This is a genomic window from Promicromonospora sp. CA-289599 (genome assembly GCF_050936155.1).
In the GTDB taxonomy this organism is placed as follows: Bacteria; Actinomycetota; Actinomycetes; order Actinomycetales; family Cellulomonadaceae; genus Promicromonospora.
On the sequence record NZ_JBNJNI010000001.1, the window covers coordinates 1,729,797 to 1,751,096 of the forward strand.

The window sequence follows — 21,300 nt, forward strand, 5'->3', positions numbered from 1 at the left end:
CCACCCCAGGAGATATTAATGCCTACTATCCCGATGGGGTCGATCGGAATAGCGGGGTTGTCCGCCCCGCCTGAGGCGCGCCCCCGATGAGCATCGATCTTCCCCTGGTCCTCGGCGGACTCGCGGTCGGTTTCGTCGTGGGTCTGACCGGGATGGGCGGCGGCGCGCTCATGACGCCCATGCTCATCTTCGTGTTCCGCGTCGACCCCCTGGTGGCGGTGTCGAGCGACGTGGTCGCCAGCCTCTTCATGAAGCCGGCGGGAGCGATAGTGCACATGCGACGCGGGACGGTGAACCTCAAGCTCGTCCTGTGGCTGTGCGTGGGCTCGGTGCCCGCGGCCTTCTCGGGAGCCCTCCTGATCCAGGCGCTGCCGTTCGGCGACTCCCTGGACAGCACGCTCAAGACGGTGCTCGGGGTGGCGCTGCTGATCGCGTCCTGCGGCCTCGTGGTCCGTGCGGTGCTGCAGATGGTCCGGAACCGGTCGGCGCTCGGCGAGGGGCCTACCCGCCTGTCCGCGCCGCGCGAGCTCGTCGTGCGCCCCGTCCCCACCGCGATCCTCGGCGCCGTGGCCGGGCTCCTGGTCGGCATGACGTCGGTCGGCGCCGGCTCGATAGTCATCGTCGTGCTCCTGCTGCTCTACCCGGCGCTCAAGGCGTCCCAGCTGGTCGGCACCGACCTGGTCCAGGCGGTGCCGCTCGTCGCGGCGGCGTCGCTCGGCCACCTCCTGTACGGCGACTTCTCGCTCGGCCTGACGACGTCCCTGCTCATCGGCGCGATCCCCGGCGCGTGGTTCGGCGCCCACGTGTCCGCGCGTGCGCCAGGCGGCATCATCCGCCGTGCGCTGGCGATCCTGCTGCTGGCGTCCGGGCTCAAGCTGCTCGGCGCGAGCCTCCCCGCGGTGCTGGGCGCTACCGCGGCCGCGCTGGTCCTGGGCAACCTGCTGTGGTTCTGGGTCAAGCGTCGCTTCGGTGCGGCACCAGCCGGTTCCGAGGCAGACTCCACCCCGGAGGAGCTCGCCGACGGGCCCTCGACCGACCCGATCGACGACCCGGCCGACGACCCGGCAGAAACGAGTCCCCGCAGATGACCGACACCCCCACCCGCGTCCTGTCCGACGACGAGCTGGACCTCGTCGAGCTGGCCCTCGGCGGCGCACTCTCGGCGTCCGCGCTCGCCACGGCCCTGCCGGGCGTCCCGGCCGACGTGGTCCTGACCGACGCCGAGAACACCCCGCTGGCCCGTCTCACGGTGCGGCCCGGCGAGCAGCCCGGCGAACGGCCCGGCGTGCTGGAGCCGCTCAAGCCCGTGCCGGCGGCGATCGGCCCCCAGTGGGACGACGCCGTCCGCCGTCCGGCGCGCGCGGTGCGTGCGGCCCTCGCGGAACGCTCCGGGGACGACGCCGGGAACGGCCTCGCACTGCTCGTCACCGAGGTTCCGACCCGCGAGGAGCTCTCCGCTGCGGTGACCCTCGTGTCCGGCGCGGGCGCGGTCGCGGGCCCCACCACGAGCGGCAGCGCCGGCACGGTGCTGCTACTGGTCCCCGTCGCCCGCCGCGCTCCGGCTCCCGGTACCGTCGGCGCCCCGGGCCTCGTACGCGCGGCGCTGGGGCTCGCCGACTCGCTGACCGAGCAGACCGGGGCGCGGGTGACCACCGTTGCCGTGCCGTGGTCCGGCCTGGGCGAGGCGACGTTCGAGGAGGTGGCCGCCTCCTACGGTGCCGCACGCGTCGAGCCGCTCGCCGCGCACCGCTCATCCGCCACGGCCGAGCTGGTGGCGGCGCTGCCGGGCGTCCTGGACGAGGCGGTGCGGACGCTGTACCCGCCCGCCTCGGCCGCCGAGGTGGCCCGCGCCGCCGACGGCACCCACCGCCGGGGCGTCGTCGTGTTCTTCACCGGCCTGTCGGGCTCGGGCAAGTCCACGGTGGCCCGCGCCCTGGCCGCCGAGCTGGAGGACGACGGCCTGGGAACCACCCTGCTCGACGGCGACGAGGTGCGGCACCACCTGTCGAAGGGGCTCGGGTTCGATCGTGAGTCCCGGGAGACCAACGTGGAACGCATCGGGTACGTCGCGGCCCTCGTCGCCAAGCACGGCGGTGTCGCGGTCGCCGCGCCGATCGCGCCGTTCGCGGCCGGGCGGGCCAGGGTGCGGACGTTGGCCGAGGAGGCGGGGGCGCACTTCGTCCTGGTGCACATCAGCACGCCGCTGGCGGTGTGCGAGGCCCGCGACCGCAAGGGTTTCTACGCCAAGGCGCGGGCCGGTGAGATCGCGGAGTTCACGGGCATCTCCTCGCCCTACGAGGAGCCCGACGACGCCGAGCTGGTCATCGACACCACCGACGTCCCGGTCCCGGACGCCGTGAAGACGGTCCGCCGTCACCTGGCAGCCCTGCTCCCCTGACCTGACCGCACCGCCGAGGTAGACAGGTGGCGAGGTAGACGTCTGGCGAGGTAGTCGCTGAATGACTACCTCGCCAGAGGTCTACCTCGGCGGTTACGCCCGGGTCTCGGCTGCCTTCTTCGCCTCGGACTCGGCGTCGGCCTTCTTCTTCGCCTCGGCGTCGGCCTTCTGCTGCGCTTTGGCAGCGGCCTTCTGCTCCGCCTCTTCCCGCGCCTTCTTGCGCAGGTGCGCCCTGCGGCGCGCCGGGCTCATGCCCGGACTACCCGGCCGCTGTGCCCGCACGAAGTTCTTGTACGCCTCGGCGACCTCGCGCACGGGACCGTCCATGACCAGCTGGCCCTGGTGCATCCACAGCACGCGCGTGCACATCGCCTCGATCGTCGAGATCGAGTGGCTGACGAGGAACACGGTGCCCGCGTTCTCGCGGACCTGCTCGATGCGCGCCTTGCTGCGCTCCTTGAACGCGGCGTCACCGGTGGCGAGCGCCTCGTCGATCATCAGGATGTCCGGCGAGGCGGACGACGAGATGGCGAAGCGCAGGCGCGCGCCCATGCCGGACGAGTACGTCTTCATCGGCAGGTAGACGAAGTCACCGATACCGGCGAACTCCACCACCTCGTCGAAGCGCTCGTCGACCTGCTTGGGCGTGAGCCCGAGCGCGAGGCCGCCGATCATGATGTTGCGCTCGCCGGTGAGCTGCGGCATGAGCGCCGCGTTGACGCCGAGCAGCGACGGCTCGCCCGAGACGTGCACGCTGCCCGACCGGGGCGGCATGAGCCCGGCGATCGCCCGGAGCATGGTGCTCTTCCCGGAGCCGTTCACACCGACGATGCCTACCGACTCGCCGTGCCGCACGGTGAACGAGACACCGCGCACGGCGTGGATCTCGCTCACGGCACCGACGTGTCCGCGTCCCGCCTGGAGCAGCCGCTTGAAGAAGGGGACCTTGACCTTGACCTCGCGGACCTCCGCGCCCTGCTTCTCGGCCTCCTTCTTGGCCCGGCCGCCGATGACGCGGTAGACGACGTTCAGGTCGTCCACCACGAGGCAGGGTTCGCCCAGATCGGTCTCGAGCGCCTCCTCCCCCTCGTCCTCCGGCTCGACCTCGAGGTCGAAGTCCATGTGGTCGTCGGCCTCAGTCACGTCCGTACCTCTCCTCGCCGCGCCAGAAGACGATGAAACCGATCACGAAGAACAGCACTGCCCACGCACCGCCGAGCGCCCACATCAGGCCGCTGGGCGGGAACAGCTCCTCCTGCATCAGGATGGAGCGCACCAGGTAGAGATAGACGGCCACCGGCTGGTAGTCGAGGACGCCGGTGACGATGGTCTTCGCCGGCTCGGCCATCTGCAGCTCGTTCAGCTTGGCGGTCACCGGGAAGATCACGCCCGACGCGTACATCACGACGCGCATGACGAAGGGCAGGACGTTCTCGACGTCCGGAGTGGTGGCCACGGCCCGGGCCATGATGAAGGCGATCCCCATGTTGAAGACCCACATCAGCGCGATCGCGGCGGGCAGCAGCAGCCACCACCACGTCACGTGGATCATCTCGTAGCTCGGCAGGAACCCGCTCAGCAGCGTGATGGCGCACATCACGACGATCGCGGGGATGAGCGTGGTCAGCAGCGACAGCACCGTCGACATCGGCAGCACCGCGCGTGGGAAGTGGAGCGAACGCAGGAGCTGCGTCTTGCCGCTGATGGACTTGGCGCCGCCCGTCACCGAGGCCTCGATGAAGCGGTACATGAAGACACCGATCACGATGAACGCGATCGAGTTGTCCATGTCGCGACTGAGCTGCAGGATCACCCCGAAGATCAGCACGTACACGCCGGCGTTGAGGATCGGGTTGAGCACGGACCAGAGCTGGCCCAGGTAGTTGTTCTGGTTCTTCGCGTAGGCCGTCGACGTGGCCAGGACGCGGATGAACGCCCAGCGCTTCGTCAGGTCACGGATGTACTCGCCCAGCGGGGGGCGAACGTTCAGGGGGCGTAGCCCGTACTGCTTCGCGAGGGCGAGCCGTTCGGCCGACGTCGTGCTCGGCACGATCGGCGGCGGTGGCTGCTTCGCATCACCGCTGGCGGAGGGCGCCCCGGGCGCCACCGCGTCGGTAGTAGGTGTGCTCACGGTAGGGGAAATACCTGTCTGGTCGGGGGCACTGCCGGCGACATTCCGGCCGTTCGATCCTAGCCGGTCCCGAACCCTAGCAGGGTGACCGAGGCCTGTTCGGGGCACCTGGGACCACACCTCTGGACCTCGGCGGAGCTCTCCCGTGAGAGACTGCACCGCGTGCATCACCCCCGTCCCGCTCCTCGGGCCACGGACCCGCGATCCGCGTCACCGCGTGTCGCCGGCGCCCTGGTCGAGTCGCCGTTGCAGCTGCTCTGCACGGTCGAAGCGCACGCCGCCGGATACGGCGGCACCGATACCCACGTCCACGTACGCGACGACGTCCCCGCCCTGGGCGACGCCCTGTCCGCCGTACGTGGCCTCGCCCTCCCCGAGGGCCTGGACTTCGACCTGGCGGGCCGGCGCAGCGCGCTGACCGCCCGGGAACCCGTCTGGCTCGTCGGCGACGCCTTCTCCGGCCTCTTCCAGGCCACGGTCCCCCTGCGGCGGCCCGAACGCATGGTGCTGGTCGACGACGGTCTGGCGACCCTCGAGCTGTGCCGCCTCCTGGTGCGCAGGGACCCGCTGGTCCGCATCGGCAAGCCCGCGCGGGCTCCCCGCCGTCGGCTCGGTGCCGTGGCCGCCGGCCGCCTGCGGTCCCTGGCCGCCGACGGCCGCGTCACGATCTTCACCGCACTTCCACTCGCGCCCGACCTGGCCACCGGTCTGCGGGCCCAGGGCTTCGACGTACGACCCAACCGGTTCGGCTGGCTCACCGCGCAGCCCGCGGACGAGTCGATGCCCGAGCCCACTGTCGTCGTCGGCTCGGGCATGCCCGCCGACGGGCTGATCGACCCGGACCGGTACCTCGACTGGATCCGGTCGCTGGCCAAGGAGGGAGCGCTGCGCTACCTCCCCCATCGCCGCCAGACGCCGGAGCTGCTCGCAGCGCTGGCCTCGATCGACGGCGTCACCGTCGACGTGCCAGGCGCCCCCGTGGAGATCCGGCTGCGCGGCCTGCGGTCCGGCCAGCGCGTGATCAGCCTGCCGTCGACGTCGACCATCCTGTTGACCACTATCATTTCACCACTCGGTGTCCCCGTCACCGCGCTCGACGTGCCCACCGACTGGTGGACCCAGCGCGCCTCGGCCGACCACCGAGCACACCTGACCAGCGTCGTCGAGCTCGCCCGGCAAGCCCGTGCCGCCGCCGAGGACGTGAGAGAGATCGACTCCCCGGAGGAGAACGAATGACCATCCGCGTGCTCGCGGTCGCGGACAGCGACTCGTACCTGAAGTGGGCATGCGCGACGCTGGACAGGCTCGGCCCGGCCGACGAGGAGGGTCTGGACCGCTCGGCGGTGATCGTCAAGACGCCGATCGCGCCGACCACCAGCCAGATCGCCGCCGCCGTCGCGGGATCCTCAGTGGTCCGCCCCGCCGTGCTGCCCGTCCGGGACCTCGCCGCCCAGATCCGTGAGAACACGCCCGACGTGGTGCTCATCGCCGCCACCGGGCCCGTCGCCGAGGTCGTGGCGCGGGCGATCGTCGCCGCCACGGGCAAGCGCCGCCCCGCGCTCGTCACGGGCCTGCCCGGCATGGCGCTGCCCGCCACGCCGAAGGGCACCGGCTGGCGCCGCTGGTGCGACGCCTTCGTGGTGCACAGCAGGCTGGAGATCGACGCCTACCGGGAGTCGTTCGCCGCGCACGGCGTCGCCCCCGACGTACCTCTGGCGCACCTGCCGTTCCTCGAGCACATGTCGGCCAGCCTCGGTACCGAGCCGGTCAAGCGAATCATCTTCGCCGCGCAGGCCAAGGTGCCGGAGAGCCGGTCCGAGCGCGTCGCCCTGCTGGACCGTCTCGCCCACCTCGCCGACGACGAGTTCGAGGTCATCGTCAAGCTCCGCGCCCGCAAGGGCGAACGGCAGACGCACAACGAGTCGTTCCCCTACGACGAGCTGTGGGACACCGAGCACGCCCAGCTCGGGCACCGCAGCGACACCCTCCGGTTCGTCGACGGTCCGATGGCCGAGTGGCTCCAGCCGGGGTCCGCGCTGATGACGGTGAGCTCGACCGCCGCCATGGAGTCGCTGGCCCTCGGCCTGTCGACCGTCATCATCGACGACTTCGGGGTCAGCGCCGAGCTGCTCAACGCGCCGTTCGTCGGCAGCGGCTGCGTGATGCACGTCGCCGACGCCGCGGAGGCGTTCCGCACCGGTGGCCCGCAGCCGGATCCCGCCTGGCTCGAGGACAACTACCTGCACACCTCCGAGTCGGAGCTGCCGGCGGCCGTCCGGGACCTCGCGGCGCGCCGCGAGACGGGGACGCTGACGCCGCTGGCCGAGGTCAAGCCGTGGCTCCTGGCCCGCTACCTGCGGATGACGCTGCAGATGTACATGCCCAAGTTCGTCTACGACGTGGCCCGGCGGTCGAACCGCTCGGTCCGGCTCCTCATGGACAAGGACAAGCAGGCCTGACCCGCGAGGTCCGGGTCAGACGCCGTCGTCGACCCGGACCCGCTCCGTGAGGCCGCGGAGGAATCCCGCGCCCCAGGCCATGTGCATCGTCACGAGGGTCGGTGGCAGGGCCAGCGCGGAGCGCAGGTCGAGCCGCGGCCGGCGGGTCGCGGCATGCGCCGCGGCGCCGAGCACGCCCAGCAGGTAGACGGCGGGCGGCGTGAGCCCGAGCAGCGTCAGCGGCAGCGCACCCGTGACCGCGCCGACGACGGCGAGCAGCACGGACACCCCGAGCACGATGACGGCGGTCGGCGGGGCGAGGTAACGAAGGTTGGCGGTGCCAGGATTGCGGCGCACCACCTCGCGGCGCCACATGCCGGTCCGCCAGAACTGGGTGGCGATGGCACCCAGCGTCCGGCGCGGCTTGTACTCGACCACGAGGGACGGGTCGAACCACAGGAGGCTGCCGCTGTTCCGCAGCCGGAGGCACAGCTCCCAGTCCTGCGCCCGCACGTACACCGGCGAGTACCCGCCCACCCGCTCCAGCGCCTCGCGGCGGAACGTGCCCAGGTAGACGGTCTCGGCCGGGCCGGCACTGCCGCCCGTGTGGAACGAGGCGGCACCGAGGCCGGCCGGGTGGCTCATCGCCCGCGCCACGGCCTTCTGCACGGGGGTGTCACCGACGGGCATCATGCGGCCGCCCACGCCGTCCGCCCCGGCGGCCTGCAGGGCTTCCACCGCGCGGCGCACGTAGGTGGGCTCCGCGACGGTGTGGCCGTCCACCCGGACGAAGATCGAGTGGCCCTCCGGCATCCGCGCCAGGCCCGCGTTGAGGCCGAGCGGCTTGGAGCCCGTCGGGTTGTCCACGACGGTGACCCGGCCGGTCTCGGCCGCGAGCTTCTCAGCGATCTCGTGCGTGCGGTCCTGCGACGGGCCCACCGACAGCACCATGTGCAGCGGATGCGGATAGTCCTGTTCCAGGATGGACCGCACCATGGCCTCGAGGTATGGCTCCTCGTCACGTACGACGGCGACCACCGTCACCAACGGCATGCTCGCCGCCTCAACCCGCTCGGGCACGTGGCCCCCTCTCGCGATGGCCGGGCCAGGTTCGGCCACGGTCTTGGGTTCTTGTCGATCCAGGAACATCAGAGGCGGGCACCGCGAGTGCGGCGCCCGCCTCCGACCATGTACCTACGGCTCAGGCGTCGACGCGACGGAGCCGCGACATCGGCGAGAACTCGCCGGGCATGACGCGCTTCTGGCCGTCGCCGAGAGCCTTCTCGAGGATGCGGATGTCGCGCACCAGGTTCTCGAGGCCCTTGGGCTCGAGCGAGGAGGCGTGGTCCGAGCCCCACATGGCGCGGTCGAGCGTGATGTGCCGCTCGACGGCGACGGCACCCAGTGCGACGGCCGCGATCGAGATCTGCAGACCGGTCTCGTGGCCCGAGTAACCGACCGGCACGCCGTAGCGCTCCTGCAGCGTCGTGATGGTGCGCAGGTTCGCCTCCTCGGGGGGAAGCGGGTAGGTCGAGGTGGAGTGCAGGATCACGAGCTTGCTCGTGCCCAGGATCTCCACGGCCTCGTCGATCTGCTCCAGCGTCGACATCCCGGTCGACAGGATGATCGGCTTGCCGGTCGCGGCCAGCGCGCGAAGCATCTCGTGGTCGGTGACCGACGCCGAGGCGACCTTGTGGGTCGGCACGCCCATCTTCTCCAGGAAGTCCACCGACGGCGCGTCCCACGGAGAGGCGAACCACTGCACGCCCTTGTCCTTGGCGTACGCGTCGATCTCCGTGTACTCCGGCTCCTCGAACTCGACCTTGTACTTGTACTCGAGGTACGTCATCTCGCCCCAGGGCGTCTGACGGATCTTGTCCCGCTGGTCCTTCGGAGTGCTGATCTCCGGAGTGCGCTTCTGGAACTTCACGGCCTGGCACCCGGCGTCGACCGCGACGTCGATGAGCTTCTTGGCGATCTCGACGTCACCGTTGTGGTTGATGCCGATCTCGCCGATCACGTAGACCGGCTGGTCAGCGCCCACCTGGTGCTCGCCGATGGCGACCGGTGTGGGCTGCGCGGTGGTCGCGCTCATATCGAGGTCCTTCCGAAGATGTCATGCACAGGGTAGTGCTCGTGCGGGGTAGTGCTCGTGCGGGCCGAAAGATGGCTATCCGGCGACGACGGGGGTCTGGGCGGTGCCAGCGCTGAGAGCGACTTCACCCGGACGCGAAGCGAGTATACGGTCACAGACCTCACGAACCGCACCGTTCCCGCCGTCACGGGACAGCACGATCCTGGCCTGTGCCTTCACCTCGGGACGCGCGTCAGCGACCGCGATCGGCCAGCCGACGACCTCCATGGCGGCCAGGTCGTTCACGTCGTTGCCGACGTACGCGACCCGCGCCGGGTCGAGACCGTGCTCGGCGAGCCAGCCGCGCAGCGCGGTGGCCTTGTCCTCGACGCCGTGCAGCACCTCCACGCGCAGCTTGCCCGCGCGGGAGGCGACGACCCTGTTGGTCTCGGTGGACAGGATCAGGATCGGGATGCCCGTGCGCCGCAGGCGGGAGATACCCATCCCGTCGCCACGACTCACCCTGACCTGCTCGGTCCCGTCCTGGTCGACGTAGGCGTGGTCGTCGGTGTGCACGCCGTCGAAGTCCGTCACCAGGGCGTCGACGTCCAGCGGCTCGGGTGCGGCGTCGACGCTCTGGTCCACGAGCTGACGCGCGAGCCAGAGGTCGCGCGGCTCGTCGATCTCGATCGCCCACTCCGCGGCGACCGGCTGGATGCCCACGTCACCGAAGAATCGCGTCCGGCTCTCCCGGAACCCGTCCGTGCGCATCACGTAGAAGGCGCCGGTCTCCCGGTAGTGCGGGGCCCGCTCCTGACGCCGTTCGCGGTACTCGGTGGTGTGGCCCACAGGGCTGGCCACGCCGTCGTCGATCCGCCACTGGAAGTCGTGCGTCTCCGAGACGGCGACGACCACGTCCTTCTCCCCCTCGGCGACGGTCCGGACGGCGGCGTCCAGGTCCGCGGGATCGATGAACGGTGAGGTGCACTGCACCAGCACGGTGACCGGCGGTATCTCCTGCGGGGGCAGACCACCGTCACCGGCCTCGACGCGCTCCAGGACGTGCAGCAGCGCGGACTCCGACGACGCGGTCCCCCCGGCGATCTCCGCGGGGCGGACCACCACACGAGCTCCGTGCAGCCGCGCCTCGGCCGCGATCTCGTCGTGGTCCGTCGAGACGATGACGGTCCCTACCGACGGGGCCGCGGACGCGGCCTGGACCGCCCGGCCGACGAGCGTGATGCCGTCGACCCGGGCCAGGTTCTTCAGCGGGACCCCCTGCGAACCACCGCGGGCAGGGATGATCACGATGGCCGACGGGCCGGCTGCTTCTGGCATGCTTTCCTCTGACGGGCTGGCTCGGGCAGGGTCCTGGTCGGCCAGGTCCCGCGCCACCTGCGTCTCGCACGCAAGGGCGGCTGTCAACTGTAGCGCTCCCGGCCACACCTCTGGTCTGAGACAATTCATCCATGAAGATCGCTGTTGTCGGAACAGGCTATGTCGGCCTGTCGAACGCCGTCCTGCTCGCCCAGCACCACGAGGTCTGGGCGGTGGACGTGGACGCTTCGAAGGTCGCCCTGGTGAACGAGCGCAAGAGCCCGATCGTGGACGTGGAGCTGGAGGAGTACCTGGCCACGAAGGAGCTCGACCTCACCGCGACGCTGGACGCCTCGGCAGCCTTCACCGGTGCGCGGGTCGTGGTGATCGCGACCCCGACGAACTACGACGAGGTCACGAACTTCTTCGACACCTCCTCGGTCGAGTCCGTGATCACCCAGGTCCTGCAGACCACCCCCGACGCGACGATCGTGGTCAAGTCCACGATCCCCGTCGGATTCACCGAACGCCTCCGCACAGAACACCCCGGCGCGGGCATCGTGTTCTCCCCCGAGTTCCTGCGCGAGGGCCGCGCCCTGTACGACAACCTGCACCCCTCCCGCATCGTGGTCGGCGACCGCGGCCCACGCGGCAAGCAGTTCGCCGACCTGCTCCTGGAAGGCGCGCTCACCAAAGACGTCCCCATCCTGCTGACCGACCCCACCGAGGCCGAGGCGATCAAGCTGTTCGCCAACACCTACCTCGCCCTGCGGGTCGCGTACTTCAACGAGCTGGACACCTACGCCGCGACCCACGGCCTGGACACCGCACAGATCATCGAGGGCGTCGGCCTGGACCCCCGCATCGGATCGCACTACAACAACCCGTCCTTCGGCTACGGCGGCTACTGCCTGCCCAAGGACACCAAACAGCTCCTCGCGAACTACGCCGACGTCCCCCAGAACCTGATCAACGCCGTCGTGGACGCCAACACCACCCGCAAGGACTTCGTCGCCGCGGACATCCTGCGCCGCGAACCCAAGACCGTCGGTGTCTACCGCCTGGTGATGAAGTCCGGATCGGACAACTTCCGCGCCTCCAGCATCCAGGGCATCATGAAGCGCATCAAGGCCAAGGGCATCGAGGTCATCGTCTACGAACCCAGCCTCCAGGACGAGGAGTTCTACAGCTCCGAGGTCGTCCGCGACCTCGACACCTTCAAGTCCCGCGCCGACGTCATCATCGCCAACCGCCGCACCGAAGCCCTCGACGACGTCGCCGACAAGGTCTACACCCGCGACATCTACGGACGCGACTGATCTTCGAAGCGCCGTTGGTCGAGCTTGTAGTGACCTGGTGAGGTCTCGACAAGCTCGACCAACGGGGGCCGGAGCTCAGTGCGGGCGGAACATGACCGCCTTCGCGACCGCGCTCGCCGTGCGGACCGCCCCCTTCGACCGTCGGGACGCCTTGCGCACGACTCGTCCCGCGTCGCGCCGGAGCCGGGTCCGCACCTTCCTGGCCAGTGCGCGAGAGTCTGCGAGTCGCTGGTCGTCGTCGCTACCTGAGCGGCGCACCGGCTGCATCGCGTGCGCGATCTCGTCCACCAGCAGCTGCACGTCGGTCTCGGCGGGATCCCGCTCGACCAGGGTGCCGTCCGCCGCGACGTCCACGCGCTTCATGCGGACGTCGGTGATCGCCAGCTGGATGCGGTTGCTGTCCTGGAGCTCCGGCAGCCGCTCGAGGACCTCGTCGACCCCGACGGCGTACCCGTCCATCCCGTAGACCTCGACCGCCGTCGACAACCCGGTCGAGAAGCACCCGATCGCGGCGGCCGGCCGCAGCCGGTCGTACAGGACCTCCACGGGTACGGAGCCGTCCAGAACCTGCAGCCGCACCCCCAGTTCGTCGGCCAGGTCCGGGAGGCGGTGCGCGAACGCCGGGGGCGTGCTCGGGTACGGCTTGAACACGATGTGCCGGTACCCGAGTCCGGCGGCCACCCGGAGGAACTTCTCGTGCAGCTCCTGTTCCTCGTCCTGGGACAGCAGCCCGAGCGCGCTCAGTTGCTGCCCGAGCAGGATCGCGTCGACCCGCTCCTCGCCCGTCGACGCGGATACCGTCACCTTTCCGTACCCGGCCACCACGTCCCGGAACCCCGCCGAGGACAGGACCACGTTCTCCACCCCGTGCTCGCGCAGGAGCACCGGGTCCAGCCCGCCGGCCAGGTCCAGGTAGAGCAGCCGGCGCAGGCGTGGCGCCACCCGCCGCATCGCGGGTATCCGCGTCGGGCCGTAGGTCATCAGCCCGTCGGAGACGACGTCGACCGGGCCCTCCTGGAAGACACGCAGGATCGACGTCGACGGCTCTGCAGGGAACGACTGGAGCGTGATCCCGAACGGCTCGCGCAGGCCCACTGCCGCTGCGACGATCCCGTGCCACCGCTCGGTGTCCTCCGCGGCGCTCCACGACAGCGGGTGCTGCGGGTAGATGATCTCGTTGAGGGACACCACCCGGTCGAACCGCCGGGCGAGCTCGTCGAAACCGGGCTGCTCCGCCAGGCCGAGCCCGAGCTCCGGGATCGGTGAGCTGCTGGTCGTCATCAGCACCTTCGTACCGGCGTCGGCGTACAGGCCGGCGTCGACGGCGGTCGCCATGCTGGCGGCCGCCGTGAAGGTGGGTGCGACGAAGAGCTGGTCCATGTCAGTCCGCCTCGATTCGCAGGATCTTCCCGAGCACGATCCGCTTGGGCAGGTTGAAGTGCCGCAACGCGGTCCGGACGGACTCCGGTGGGAACGAGTTCAGGAACGCTGACGACCGGTGGTACAGCTCGTGCTGCAGCTCGTGGGACAGCCTGGCGCGCCGGGACACGTGGAACTCGACGATCCGCAACGCCCCGTACGCGGCCTTGTCCACGTACCCGGCGTTGCCCGAACCGACCGCCAGGTCGCGGATGCCGGCGTAGGCATCCAGGAAGTGCAGCGTGTTCGCGTTGCCCGCCTGGGTGAGCGCCGTGGGGTTGGCGTCCTTGCGGTAGAAGTACCCGTTCAGGTCCACCACTGCCGTGGACTCCGTGTTCAGGTGCAGACGCCAGAACCACGGCCGGTCCGCCGCCGTCCGCAAGGACTCGTCGAAGGCGAACAGCGCGGCGTCGATCCGTTCCCTGTCGTACATCCCCGCCCACAGGAACGGGTAGTCCACCGTGGTCCGGTAGCCCGGCTCGCCGATCTGCGACCTCGGGTCGAGCACGACGTCCCGACGGTCCTCCGGCGCTCGCTCGATCACGCGCTCCATCCGGTCCACCCGCACGTGATCGGTCCGGACGAAGTCGACGCCCAGCCTCTGCAGCGCGGCCAGGGTCCGGTCCAGATGTCCCACCTGGTACCAGTCGTCGGCGTCAAGATAGGCGAGGTACCGGCCCTCGGCGTGCGTCAGTGCGATGTTCCTGGACCGTGCCACCCCGTAGTTCTCCGGGTTGCGCAGGGTCGTCAGCCAGGGCATCTCCTGCGCCGCACGCTCGATGATCTCGGGCGTCTCGTCGGTGGAGTGGTCGTCGATCAGGATGAACTGATAGTCATCACGTCGGTTCGCCCTGATCGTCGCGAGGCAGTTGGGCAGGAACGCGGCCGCGTTGTAGACCGGGACGATGATGCTCAGCGTGGTCAAGGTTTCCGTCCTGGCTCATGGTTTCCGGGCAGACGACCGGAGCACACCGAACCGCGTCTCACCGGCGACCGGCAGCCGCCGCCTCCCGGAAGACCTTGGCGTACATCTTCGCCGTCCCCTCCAGGTCGGGCCCGTCGAGCCGCGGGCTGCCCGACGGCGGAGTCGCGCGCAGGTTCGTCACCGCGGAGTCGATCACCTCGGCGGTGAGAGCATCCTCGTAGAGGGTGATCCACCCGGCACCGACCTTGTCGGCGAGGCGTCGCGTGAGGTCGGTGGCGGGCACGAGGACGGGGCGGTCGAGAGACAGCGCCAGGTACAGCACCTGCATGTCCTCGATCTCGACCACCTTGGGGATCAGCACCAGCTCGGCTGCGGTGACCTCCTGCACGGTCGAACCGTCCGAGATGGTCTCGAGGAGCAGCGACACCCTCTCCGGGTCGCGCTCGGCCATCTCCTTGAGCCCGACGTACGAACCTGACAGCGGCTTGCCGACGACGCGCAGCGACAACCCCGGCGTCTCGGTGAGGAAGAAGTTCGCGAGAGCCGGCGTGACGCCCTTGGGGAGGGTGGGCGCGATCCGGAGCAGCCGGCCGGGCACCTGCGCGGAGCGGGGGTAGCCCAGGAACCGCTCCCGGTAGTGCGCGTGGGGGATGACCGTGACGGGGCGCCCCTTCGGGGTTCGCGTCACCTCGTCCAGCACGATGTACGACGTCGTCACCTGGTCGAGCAACCGGTTCGCGGCCCGGCGCAGCCTGCCACCCTTGCCGCTGGCGTCGGCACCGGTGAGGGTCCGCACCACGGCGATCTTGTGACGCTTGGCCTGCAGCACGAAGTCAGCCAGCTTCGCGAGCCGCTTCCACCGGCTTCCCTTGCCGAAGAGCACGGTCGACCGGTGGAGGTGGATCACGTCCATGTCGGCGTGCGGAAGCTTGCCCTCGAAGAAGCGAAACTCGACGTCCGGCGTCGCCTCGTTCCCGACGATCTGGTCGATGTAGGAAAGAATGTGGTACGGCTGCCGCTGAGAGGCGTAGACAAGAATCTGGTCGCGCTCGACAGCGGGATCGGCGGCGGGATGAGTCAGGTTCGGCACCAGGCTACGATACCAACGTGGACCGTGGCTTTGCTCCGGTCCACTGCCACTTTGGCGGGTCTCAGCGGTCCACACGGCCCCTGTGCGCGTCAGCCTGATCATCCGCCGATATCGCGACTCGCATAATAGGATCCCCCACCGTGAACTCGAACCGTGTCCAAGATGTCTTCGTCAACCTCGGTGGGCAGGACGACAACCTCGGCGACTCAGCGCTGCGGGCAGGCTTTCTCGTCGCCGCCCGGGGCGAGGGCCGCCGCATCCACGTGCTCCTGGAGGGCAAGACCTCGGACTACGTCTCCGGACTTCCCCTGGAGCCCGAGGACCTCGTATACACGAAGGCATCGAAGTGGAGCGCTGCCTCCAGGGCCGCTGTTCGCCCCGTCCACCTCTTCGAGGCCGGCGAGATCAACCCGCGCGCCGGCACGTACCCGAAGCGCGGCCGTGTCCTCGGCCTGCAGCAGGCGGTCGAGGCCGGGGGCGCCGTCATCGTCGCCGGGATCGGGATCCGTTCCCCCAAGGTCGCGGCGGAGTCGGTCACGTTCCACCAGGTGCTGAAGGACGCGGCCATCGTGTCGTGGCGGGACCAGCCGTCGCGTGACGCCGCCGGGTTCGGCGACGTCGCCCCGGACTGGGCCTACTCGATGGGCACGCCGACGTCGAAGTGGGCCCCGGAGTCCGAGCGCCCGCTGCTGCCGATCACGCTGCGTTACGACCGGCCGTGGCCGGAGGCCTCGTGGTTCGACGCGGTCCGCGCCCTCGCCGCCCTGACGTCGACCGAGGTCGTCACGCTCGCCCAGGTGGCCCGCGACGCTCCCCGCGCCGTGCGCGTCGCCGAGGAGCTCGGCGGCAAGTACCTCGTGCCGGCCAGCATGAGCCACCGCGATCTTGACGTCCACGCCCGCGACATCTACAGCAAGTCGTTCGCCGTGATCAGCGACCGCGCCCACGGGCTGATCATCGGTGCGACCGAGGGTGCCTACCCGCTCGGTTCGGCCGCTGACCCGGAGAAGATCAAGCGTCTGCTCGACTCCGCGGGTCTCGGCGAGCTCACCGGCCGGTACGACGAGTTCGGCAGGCTCGGCCCGCAGGTCGTGGACCGCCGCGCGAGCCTGGTGTCCGGCATCGACACCGCCCGGGCCACGCTCACGGATCTGCAGGAGCGGATCCACAAGGCCATGGACTCCGTCCTCTGACCCCCTGACGGGCCTGCCTACAGCGCCTTATGCACTCGCTGCACTCGCCGAAGAACTGGTTCGAGCGCGGGGAAGGTCCGGATGCTCCGCCTCGCGACCCGACGCGCCAAGGAGACCTTCCTGGCCTGCGCGGTCCTGCGCGGCTTCGCCGCGCTGTCCGCGAAGCCGGTCTCCGCGTAGAAGACCGCCCAGTCGAGGATCTGCCGGGCGTCGTCGAGCGTCGGCTCCGGCGAGAACTCGGCAGGCAACGCGCCCTGCAGCAGCTGCTGGTACAGGCTCGACATGTCGTAGGAGGTCATCCGTTCGGCAGCCTTGACCGACGCGCGTGAATAGCTGAGGTAACGCTCGCTGTCCTCAGCGAAGGCCGCGATCTCCCGGGCGAGCCCCACCGCGTCACCCTGACGCACGGCGACGATGCCCTTGTTGTCCTGGACGGGCACCAGCCACGGCAGCTCGTACATGACCACGGGCAGACCACGAACCTGCGCCTCGGCGAGCGTGAGCTGGTAGCCCTCGATGATGCTCGTCGTCACGAAGAGGTGCGCCGCGTCGATCGACCGGATCAGCTCCTCACCACGGCGCGGCCCGACGACCTTCACGTGCTCGGCCAGCCCCCTCTTCTCCACCTCCGCGGCGAGGTCCCCCACCGTGTAGTCCTGCCAGCCCGGCCCGATGACCGTGAGCTGGAAGTCGACCGACAGCCGGCGCAGCTCCTGCGCCGCGAAGAGCAGCTCGACCGGCTTCTTCATGCGCTCGTCCAGGCGGCCCCACCAGACGAGCTCGATCCGACCGGCGGGCGCCTCCTTCGACACCTCCATGGCAGCCGACTCGATCAGCAGGGGTGACGGCGGGTTCGGCAGGAACACCGTGTGCTCGATGCCACGAAGCTTCCAGTACGCCACGTCGAGCGGGGACAGCGTCACGGTGGTCGCGAGCGCGCCCAGATGGTCCGTGAGAAATGTGCTCAAATCGTTCTGGTCGTAGATCGGCCGCAGCCCGAAGGTGTGGATCCACCCGATCGTCGGCACGCCCAGAGCGCGCGCCATCAGTGCGTACGCCGGCCACTGCCGGCTGTAGAGGATCTGCTGATCGATGATGACGTCGATCTCCTCGTCCCGGCAGATGTCTGCCCACTCCTGCACCCGAGCGGGCAGGCCCTTGCCCTTCATCTCGATGAACTTCGCACCCTCGGGCACACCGTCGGGCGAGCTGTCCTTACGGTGCGCGACGATCGTGACCTTGTACCCCGCCTCCAGCAGGAAGTGCGCCTGCGAGAGAAGCACGCCGGACACGCCACCGGTCGTGAGCGTCTTGGTGGTCAGCAGCACGCTCCGCACCGGGCGCTCACCCGCCTCGATCCGCCTACCGCTCGTCGCAAGTACCGGGAGGACCTCCGGGCAGTGGGTCACCGCCGCGAGCACGACGTCCGGCTGCGGGACCCGGGTGTGCAGCAGGTCGAGGCAGGCCCCGTGCAGGTCGCTGCTCAGGTTCTTGTGCAGGTAGCCGATCACGTTGGCGATCATCGACAGCCTCGCCGACTCATAGCTCCTGATCAGCTCGGTCGGGTCCTTCCGGCTCAACGTCAAGGACTCGAGCGCCGGACGAATGCACTCGGCAGCATCGATGGCACCCATGTAGTACGCGAACTGGGCGACGTCCGCGACCGCGTGCCCGCTGTCCCCACGACGGAAGAAGTACCGGTAGAGCCGGTCGGGGATCGACACGTACTTCCGGGCGCGCGCCGCCGCGAGGAAAATGATCGGGAGGTCGTTGACCCGCGGGAGCACCAGGTCCGCCGGGAGCATCTCGTGGACCTCACGCAGCAGCGAGGTCCGGAAGAGGTATCGCCACAGCTGCCCCTGTGCCGCCGTGCCGACCGGGAAGAGGCCGCTGAACACATCCTCACCACTGAGCGAGCGATGGATCGGTGCCAGACGCTTCTGGTATCCGCGGACCGTCTGACCGTCCGGGTTGGTGACCTCGACCCCGAAGCCGACCAGGTCCGCGTCCGTCGCGCGTGCTTTCGCATACGACTTGGCGACCGCGTCCGGGGCGAGCTCGTCGTCGCCGTCCACGAAGAGGACGTACTCGCCCTTCGCCGCCATGATGCCGGCCCGCCGGCCCTGGAAGGCCGACCCGTTCTGCTCCAGCCGGATCAGCCGGATGCGCTCGTCCTTGGCCTGAAAGCCCCTGATGACCTCGTTCGTGCCGTCGGTCGAGGCGTCGTCCACACAGATGACCTCGAACCGCCCGTTCGACTGGCGCAGGCAGCTCTCGAGCGCGTTCGCAATCCACGCCTCGTCGTTGTGCACCGGAAGGACGATCGAGACGAGAGGTGGCGTATGCAATGAGGTCTCCGAGGTGAGGGCTGGCGCGCAAGTAGCCGCCGTCATCCTGGGCGCCAGCGACCTACCGCCATCGTAGGTCCCGGCCGCTGCACGAGCCATGAAAGTCGCCCCGCCGACCCGCGCGATCCGCCGACGGTGCCGCTGTCCTGATCGCCCAGCGCAACGACGGCGGAGACTCCACGACCTACTTCTCGGACGCCGCTACAGCGCTTTCTGCACCCGCCGCAGGACCGGTTCGAGTCCGGGGAAGGTCCGGATGCTCCGCCGCGCCACCCTGTGCGCCAGCGAGGCCTTCCGGGCCGGCGTGGCCTGCTTGGCCGCCGCGGTCCTGCGCGCCCTCCGTGAGGCCAGACCGCGCGGCTTCTCCGCGTTCTCCGCGAAGCTTGTCTCCGCGTAGAAGACGGTCCAGTCGAGGATCTGCCGGGCGTCGTCGAGCGTCGGCTCCGGCGAGAACTCGGCAGGCAGTGCGCCCTGCACCAGCTGCTGGTACAGGCTCGACATGTCGTAGGACGTCATCCGCTCGGCGGCCTTGATCGACGCCTGCGAGTATCGGAGGTACCGGTCGCGGTCCTCGGCGAACGCCGCGATCTCGCGGGCGAGCCCCACGGCATCGCCCTGGTGGACGGCGACGATGCCCTCGTTGTCCTGGACGGGCACCAGCCACGGCAGCTCGTACATGACCACGGGCAGGCCGCGCGCCTGGGCCTCGGCGAGCGTGAGCTGGTATCCCTCGATGATGCTCGTCGTCACGAAGAGGTGCGCCGCGTCGATCGACCGGATCAGCTCCTCACCACGGCGCGGCCCGACGACCTTCACATGGTCGGCCAGGCCCCTCTTCTCGACCTCGGCGGCGAGGTCCTTCACGGTGTAGTCCTTCCAGTCCGGCCCGATGACCGTGAGCTGGAAGTCGACCGACAGCCGACGCAGCTCCTGCGCCACCGCGAGCAGCTCGACCGGCTTCTTGGTGCGCGCGTCCAGGCGGCCCCACCAGACGAGCTCGATCCGTCCGTCGGGCGCGCTCTTCGTCACGTCCATGGCGGCCGACTCGATCAGCAGGGGTGACGGCGGGTTCGGCAGGAACACCGTGTGCTCGATGCCACGGAGCTTCCAGTACGCCACGTCGAGCGGGGACAGCGTGACGGTGGTCGCCAGCGCGTTGAGGTGGTCCGTGAGGAAGGACGTCAGGTCGTTCTGGTCGTAGATCGGCCGCAGTCCGAAGTTGTGGATCCACCCGATCGTCGGCACCCCCAGAGCGCGCGCCATCAGTGCGTACGCCGGCCACTGCCGGCTGTAGAGGATCTGCTGATCGATGATGAGGTCGATCTCCTCGTCCCGGCAGATCTGCGCCCACTCCTGCACGCGGGCGGGCAGGCCCTTGGCCTTCATCTCGATGAACTTGGCGCCCTCGGGGACGCCGTCGAGGGAGCTGTCCTTGCGGTGGGCGACGATCGTGACCCTGTACCCCGCCTCCAGCAGGTAGTGCGCCTGGGAGAGGAGCACGCCGGAGACACCACCGGTCGTGAGCGTCTTGGTGGTCAGCAGCACGCTCCGCACCGGACGCTCGCCCGCCTCGATCCGGGTGCCGCTCGTCGCAAGTACCGGGAGGATCTCCGGGCTGTGGGTCACCGCCGCGAGCACGACGTCGTGCTGCGGGACGCGGGTGTGCAGCAGGTCGAGGCAAGCCCCGTGCAGCTCGCTGCTCATGTTCTTGTGCAGGAAGCCGATCACGTTGGCGATGATCGACAACCGTGCCGACTCATAGCTCTTGACGAGCTCGGCAGGATCCTTCCGGGTCTCCGCCAGGGAGTCGAGCGCCGGACGGATGCTCTCGACGGAGTCGATCGCACCCATGTAGAAGGCGAACCGCGTGACGTCCGCGACCGCGTGCCCGCTCCCGCCACGACGGAAGAAGTACTGGTAGAGCCGGTCAGGGATCGACACGTACTTCCGGGCGCGCGCCGCCACGAGGAACATGATGGGGAGGTCGTTGACCCGCGGGAGCACCAGGTCCGCCGGGAGCATCTCGTAGACCTCACGCAGCAGCGAGGTCCGGAAGAGGTACCGCCACAACTGCCCCTGCGCCGCCCGTCCGACGGGGAAGAGCCCGGTGAACACCTCGTCACCGCTCAGCGACTCGTGGATGGGAGCCAGGCGCTTCTGGTACCCGCCGACCTTCTGGCCGTCCGGGTTGATGACCTCGACGCCGAAGCCGACCAGGTCGGCGTTGGTCGCGTGCGCCTTCGCATACGACTTGGCGACCGCGTCCGGGGCGAACTCGTCGTCACCGTCCACGAAGAGGAGATACTCACCCTTCGCCGCCATGATGCCGGCCCGCCGACCCTGGAACGCCGACCCGTTCTGCTCCAGCCGGATCAGCCGGATGCGCTCGTCCCGCGACTGAAAGTCCTTGATGACCTCGCTCGTGCCGTCGGTCGAGGCATCGTCCACACAGATGACCTCGACCCGCCCCTCCGTCTGGCGCAGGCAGCTCTCGAGCGCCTTCGCGATCCACGCCTCGTCGTTGTGCACCGGAAGGACGATCGAGACGAGTGGTGGCGTGTGCAATGAGGTCTCCGAGGTGGGTGGCGAACGCGCAAATCGCGACAATCCTAGTCGCACGCGAGCCTGCCCCAGGAATCGGCAGGTGC

Annotated in this window: 16 protein-coding genes; 6 read left to right on the plus strand and 10 right to left on the minus strand. The window is 69.7% G+C overall.

Annotation, left to right across the window (positions count from 1 at the left end; genetic code table 11):
- The first annotated feature begins 86 nt into the window (after positions 1 to 86).
- Both ACQEVI_RS07625 and cysC read left to right on the plus strand, forming a co-directional pair.
- The gene (locus ACQEVI_RS07625) at positions 87 to 1,088 is read left to right on the plus strand and encodes a sulfite exporter TauE/SafE family protein (protein ID WP_432896409.1); all 1,002 of its coding nucleotides are present in this window, start codon (positions 87 to 89) and stop codon (positions 1,086 to 1,088) included.
- On the plus strand, positions 1,085 to 2,398 hold the full coding sequence (gene cysC, locus ACQEVI_RS07630) for an adenylyl-sulfate kinase (protein ID WP_432896412.1): 1,314 nt from the start codon (positions 1,085 to 1,087) through the stop codon (positions 2,396 to 2,398). Before ACQEVI_RS07625 ends, cysC begins: the two co-directional genes overlap by 4 nt.
- Before the next feature lie 93 nt (positions 2,399 to 2,491).
- On the opposite strand, the gene ACQEVI_RS07635 is transcribed toward cysC, so the two are convergent.
- Positions 2,492 to 3,541 (minus strand): ABC transporter ATP-binding protein, encoded by a 1,050-nt coding sequence (locus tag ACQEVI_RS07635; RefSeq protein WP_432896415.1) that lies wholly within the window; start codon positions 3,539 to 3,541, stop codon positions 2,492 to 2,494.
- Positions 3,534 to 4,529, minus strand: a complete 996-nt coding sequence (locus tag ACQEVI_RS07640; RefSeq protein ID WP_432896418.1) for an ABC transporter permease — start codon at positions 4,527 to 4,529, stop codon at positions 3,534 to 3,536. The genes ACQEVI_RS07635 and ACQEVI_RS07640 overlap by 8 nt, the downstream gene beginning before the upstream one ends.
- A gap of 162 nt (positions 4,530 to 4,691) precedes the next feature.
- On the opposite strand from ACQEVI_RS07640, the gene ACQEVI_RS07645 reads away from it, so the two are divergent.
- Both ACQEVI_RS07645 and ACQEVI_RS07650 read left to right on the plus strand, forming a co-directional pair.
- Complete coding sequence (locus ACQEVI_RS07645) at positions 4,692 to 5,765, plus strand: hypothetical protein (RefSeq protein WP_432896421.1); 1,074 nt, start codon at positions 4,692 to 4,694, stop codon at positions 5,763 to 5,765.
- The gene (locus ACQEVI_RS07650) at positions 5,762 to 6,988 is read left to right on the plus strand and encodes a DUF6716 putative glycosyltransferase (RefSeq protein WP_432896424.1); all 1,227 of its coding nucleotides are present in this window, start codon (positions 5,762 to 5,764) and stop codon (positions 6,986 to 6,988) included. The genes ACQEVI_RS07645 and ACQEVI_RS07650 overlap by 4 nt, the downstream gene beginning before the upstream one ends.
- A 15-nt stretch (positions 6,989 to 7,003) precedes the next feature.
- On the opposite strand, the gene ACQEVI_RS07655 is transcribed toward ACQEVI_RS07650, so the two are convergent.
- The 3 genes from ACQEVI_RS07655 to ACQEVI_RS07665 all read right to left on the minus strand — a co-directional run bounded on the left by ACQEVI_RS07655 (position 7,004) and on the right by ACQEVI_RS07665 (position 10,379).
- Positions 7,004 to 8,047: a glycosyltransferase family 2 protein gene (locus ACQEVI_RS07655; protein WP_432896427.1), complete on the minus strand. Its 1,044-nt coding sequence runs from the start codon at positions 8,045 to 8,047 to the stop codon at positions 7,004 to 7,006.
- 121 nt (positions 8,048 to 8,168) lie between these two features.
- A complete protein-coding gene (locus ACQEVI_RS07660) occupies positions 8,169 to 9,062 on the minus strand; it encodes an N-acetylneuraminate synthase family protein (protein ID WP_432896430.1) in 894 nt (297 codons plus the stop codon).
- Positions 9,063 to 9,137: 75 nt separating this feature from the next.
- On the minus strand, positions 9,138 to 10,379 hold the full coding sequence (locus ACQEVI_RS07665; RefSeq protein WP_432896434.1) for a cytidylyltransferase domain-containing protein: 1,242 nt from the start codon (positions 10,377 to 10,379) through the stop codon (positions 9,138 to 9,140).
- A 131-nt stretch (positions 10,380 to 10,510) separates the two neighbouring features.
- Here ACQEVI_RS07665 and ACQEVI_RS07670 point away from each other — a divergent pair, with 131 nt between their 5' ends.
- Entirely contained in the window at positions 10,511 to 11,677 is a 1,167-nt protein-coding gene (locus ACQEVI_RS07670) for a nucleotide sugar dehydrogenase (protein WP_432896437.1), read from the plus strand.
- Between the two features lie 75 nt (positions 11,678 to 11,752).
- Here ACQEVI_RS07670 and ACQEVI_RS07675 read toward each other — a convergent pair whose 3' ends face one another.
- Genes ACQEVI_RS07675 through ACQEVI_RS07685 form a run of 3 tightly spaced genes read right to left on the minus strand, consistent with a single transcriptional unit; the run spans position 11,753 to position 15,111 of the window.
- Entirely contained in the window at positions 11,753 to 13,057 is a 1,305-nt protein-coding gene (locus ACQEVI_RS07675; RefSeq protein ID WP_432896440.1) for a polysialyltransferase family glycosyltransferase, read from the minus strand.
- 1 nt (position 13,058) lies between these two features.
- Positions 13,059 to 14,021, minus strand: a complete 963-nt coding sequence (locus ACQEVI_RS07680; RefSeq protein ID WP_432896443.1) for a glycosyltransferase family 2 protein — start codon at positions 14,019 to 14,021, stop codon at positions 13,059 to 13,061.
- A 58-nt stretch (positions 14,022 to 14,079) separates the two neighbouring features.
- Complete coding sequence (locus ACQEVI_RS07685; RefSeq protein WP_432896446.1) at positions 14,080 to 15,111, minus strand: hypothetical protein; 1,032 nt, start codon at positions 15,109 to 15,111, stop codon at positions 14,080 to 14,082.
- A 140-nt stretch (positions 15,112 to 15,251) separates the two neighbouring features.
- Between ACQEVI_RS07685 and ACQEVI_RS07690 the strand changes: the two genes are divergently transcribed.
- Positions 15,252 to 16,304 (plus strand): hypothetical protein, encoded by a 1,053-nt coding sequence (locus tag ACQEVI_RS07690; RefSeq protein ID WP_432896448.1) that lies wholly within the window; start codon positions 15,252 to 15,254, stop codon positions 16,302 to 16,304.
- A 17-nt stretch (positions 16,305 to 16,321) separates the two neighbouring features.
- Here ACQEVI_RS07690 and ACQEVI_RS07695 read toward each other — a convergent pair whose 3' ends face one another.
- Together ACQEVI_RS07695 and ACQEVI_RS07700 are read right to left on the minus strand one after the other, a co-directional pair.
- A complete protein-coding gene (locus ACQEVI_RS07695) occupies positions 16,322 to 18,652 on the minus strand; it encodes a glycosyltransferase (RefSeq protein WP_432896451.1) in 2,331 nt (776 codons plus the stop codon).
- A gap of 201 nt (positions 18,653 to 18,853) precedes the next feature.
- Positions 18,854 to 21,217, minus strand: coding sequence for a glycosyltransferase (locus ACQEVI_RS07700; RefSeq protein WP_432896454.1), 2,364 nt, complete (start codon positions 21,215 to 21,217; stop codon positions 18,854 to 18,856).
- Positions 21,218 to 21,300: the final 83 nt, after the last annotated feature.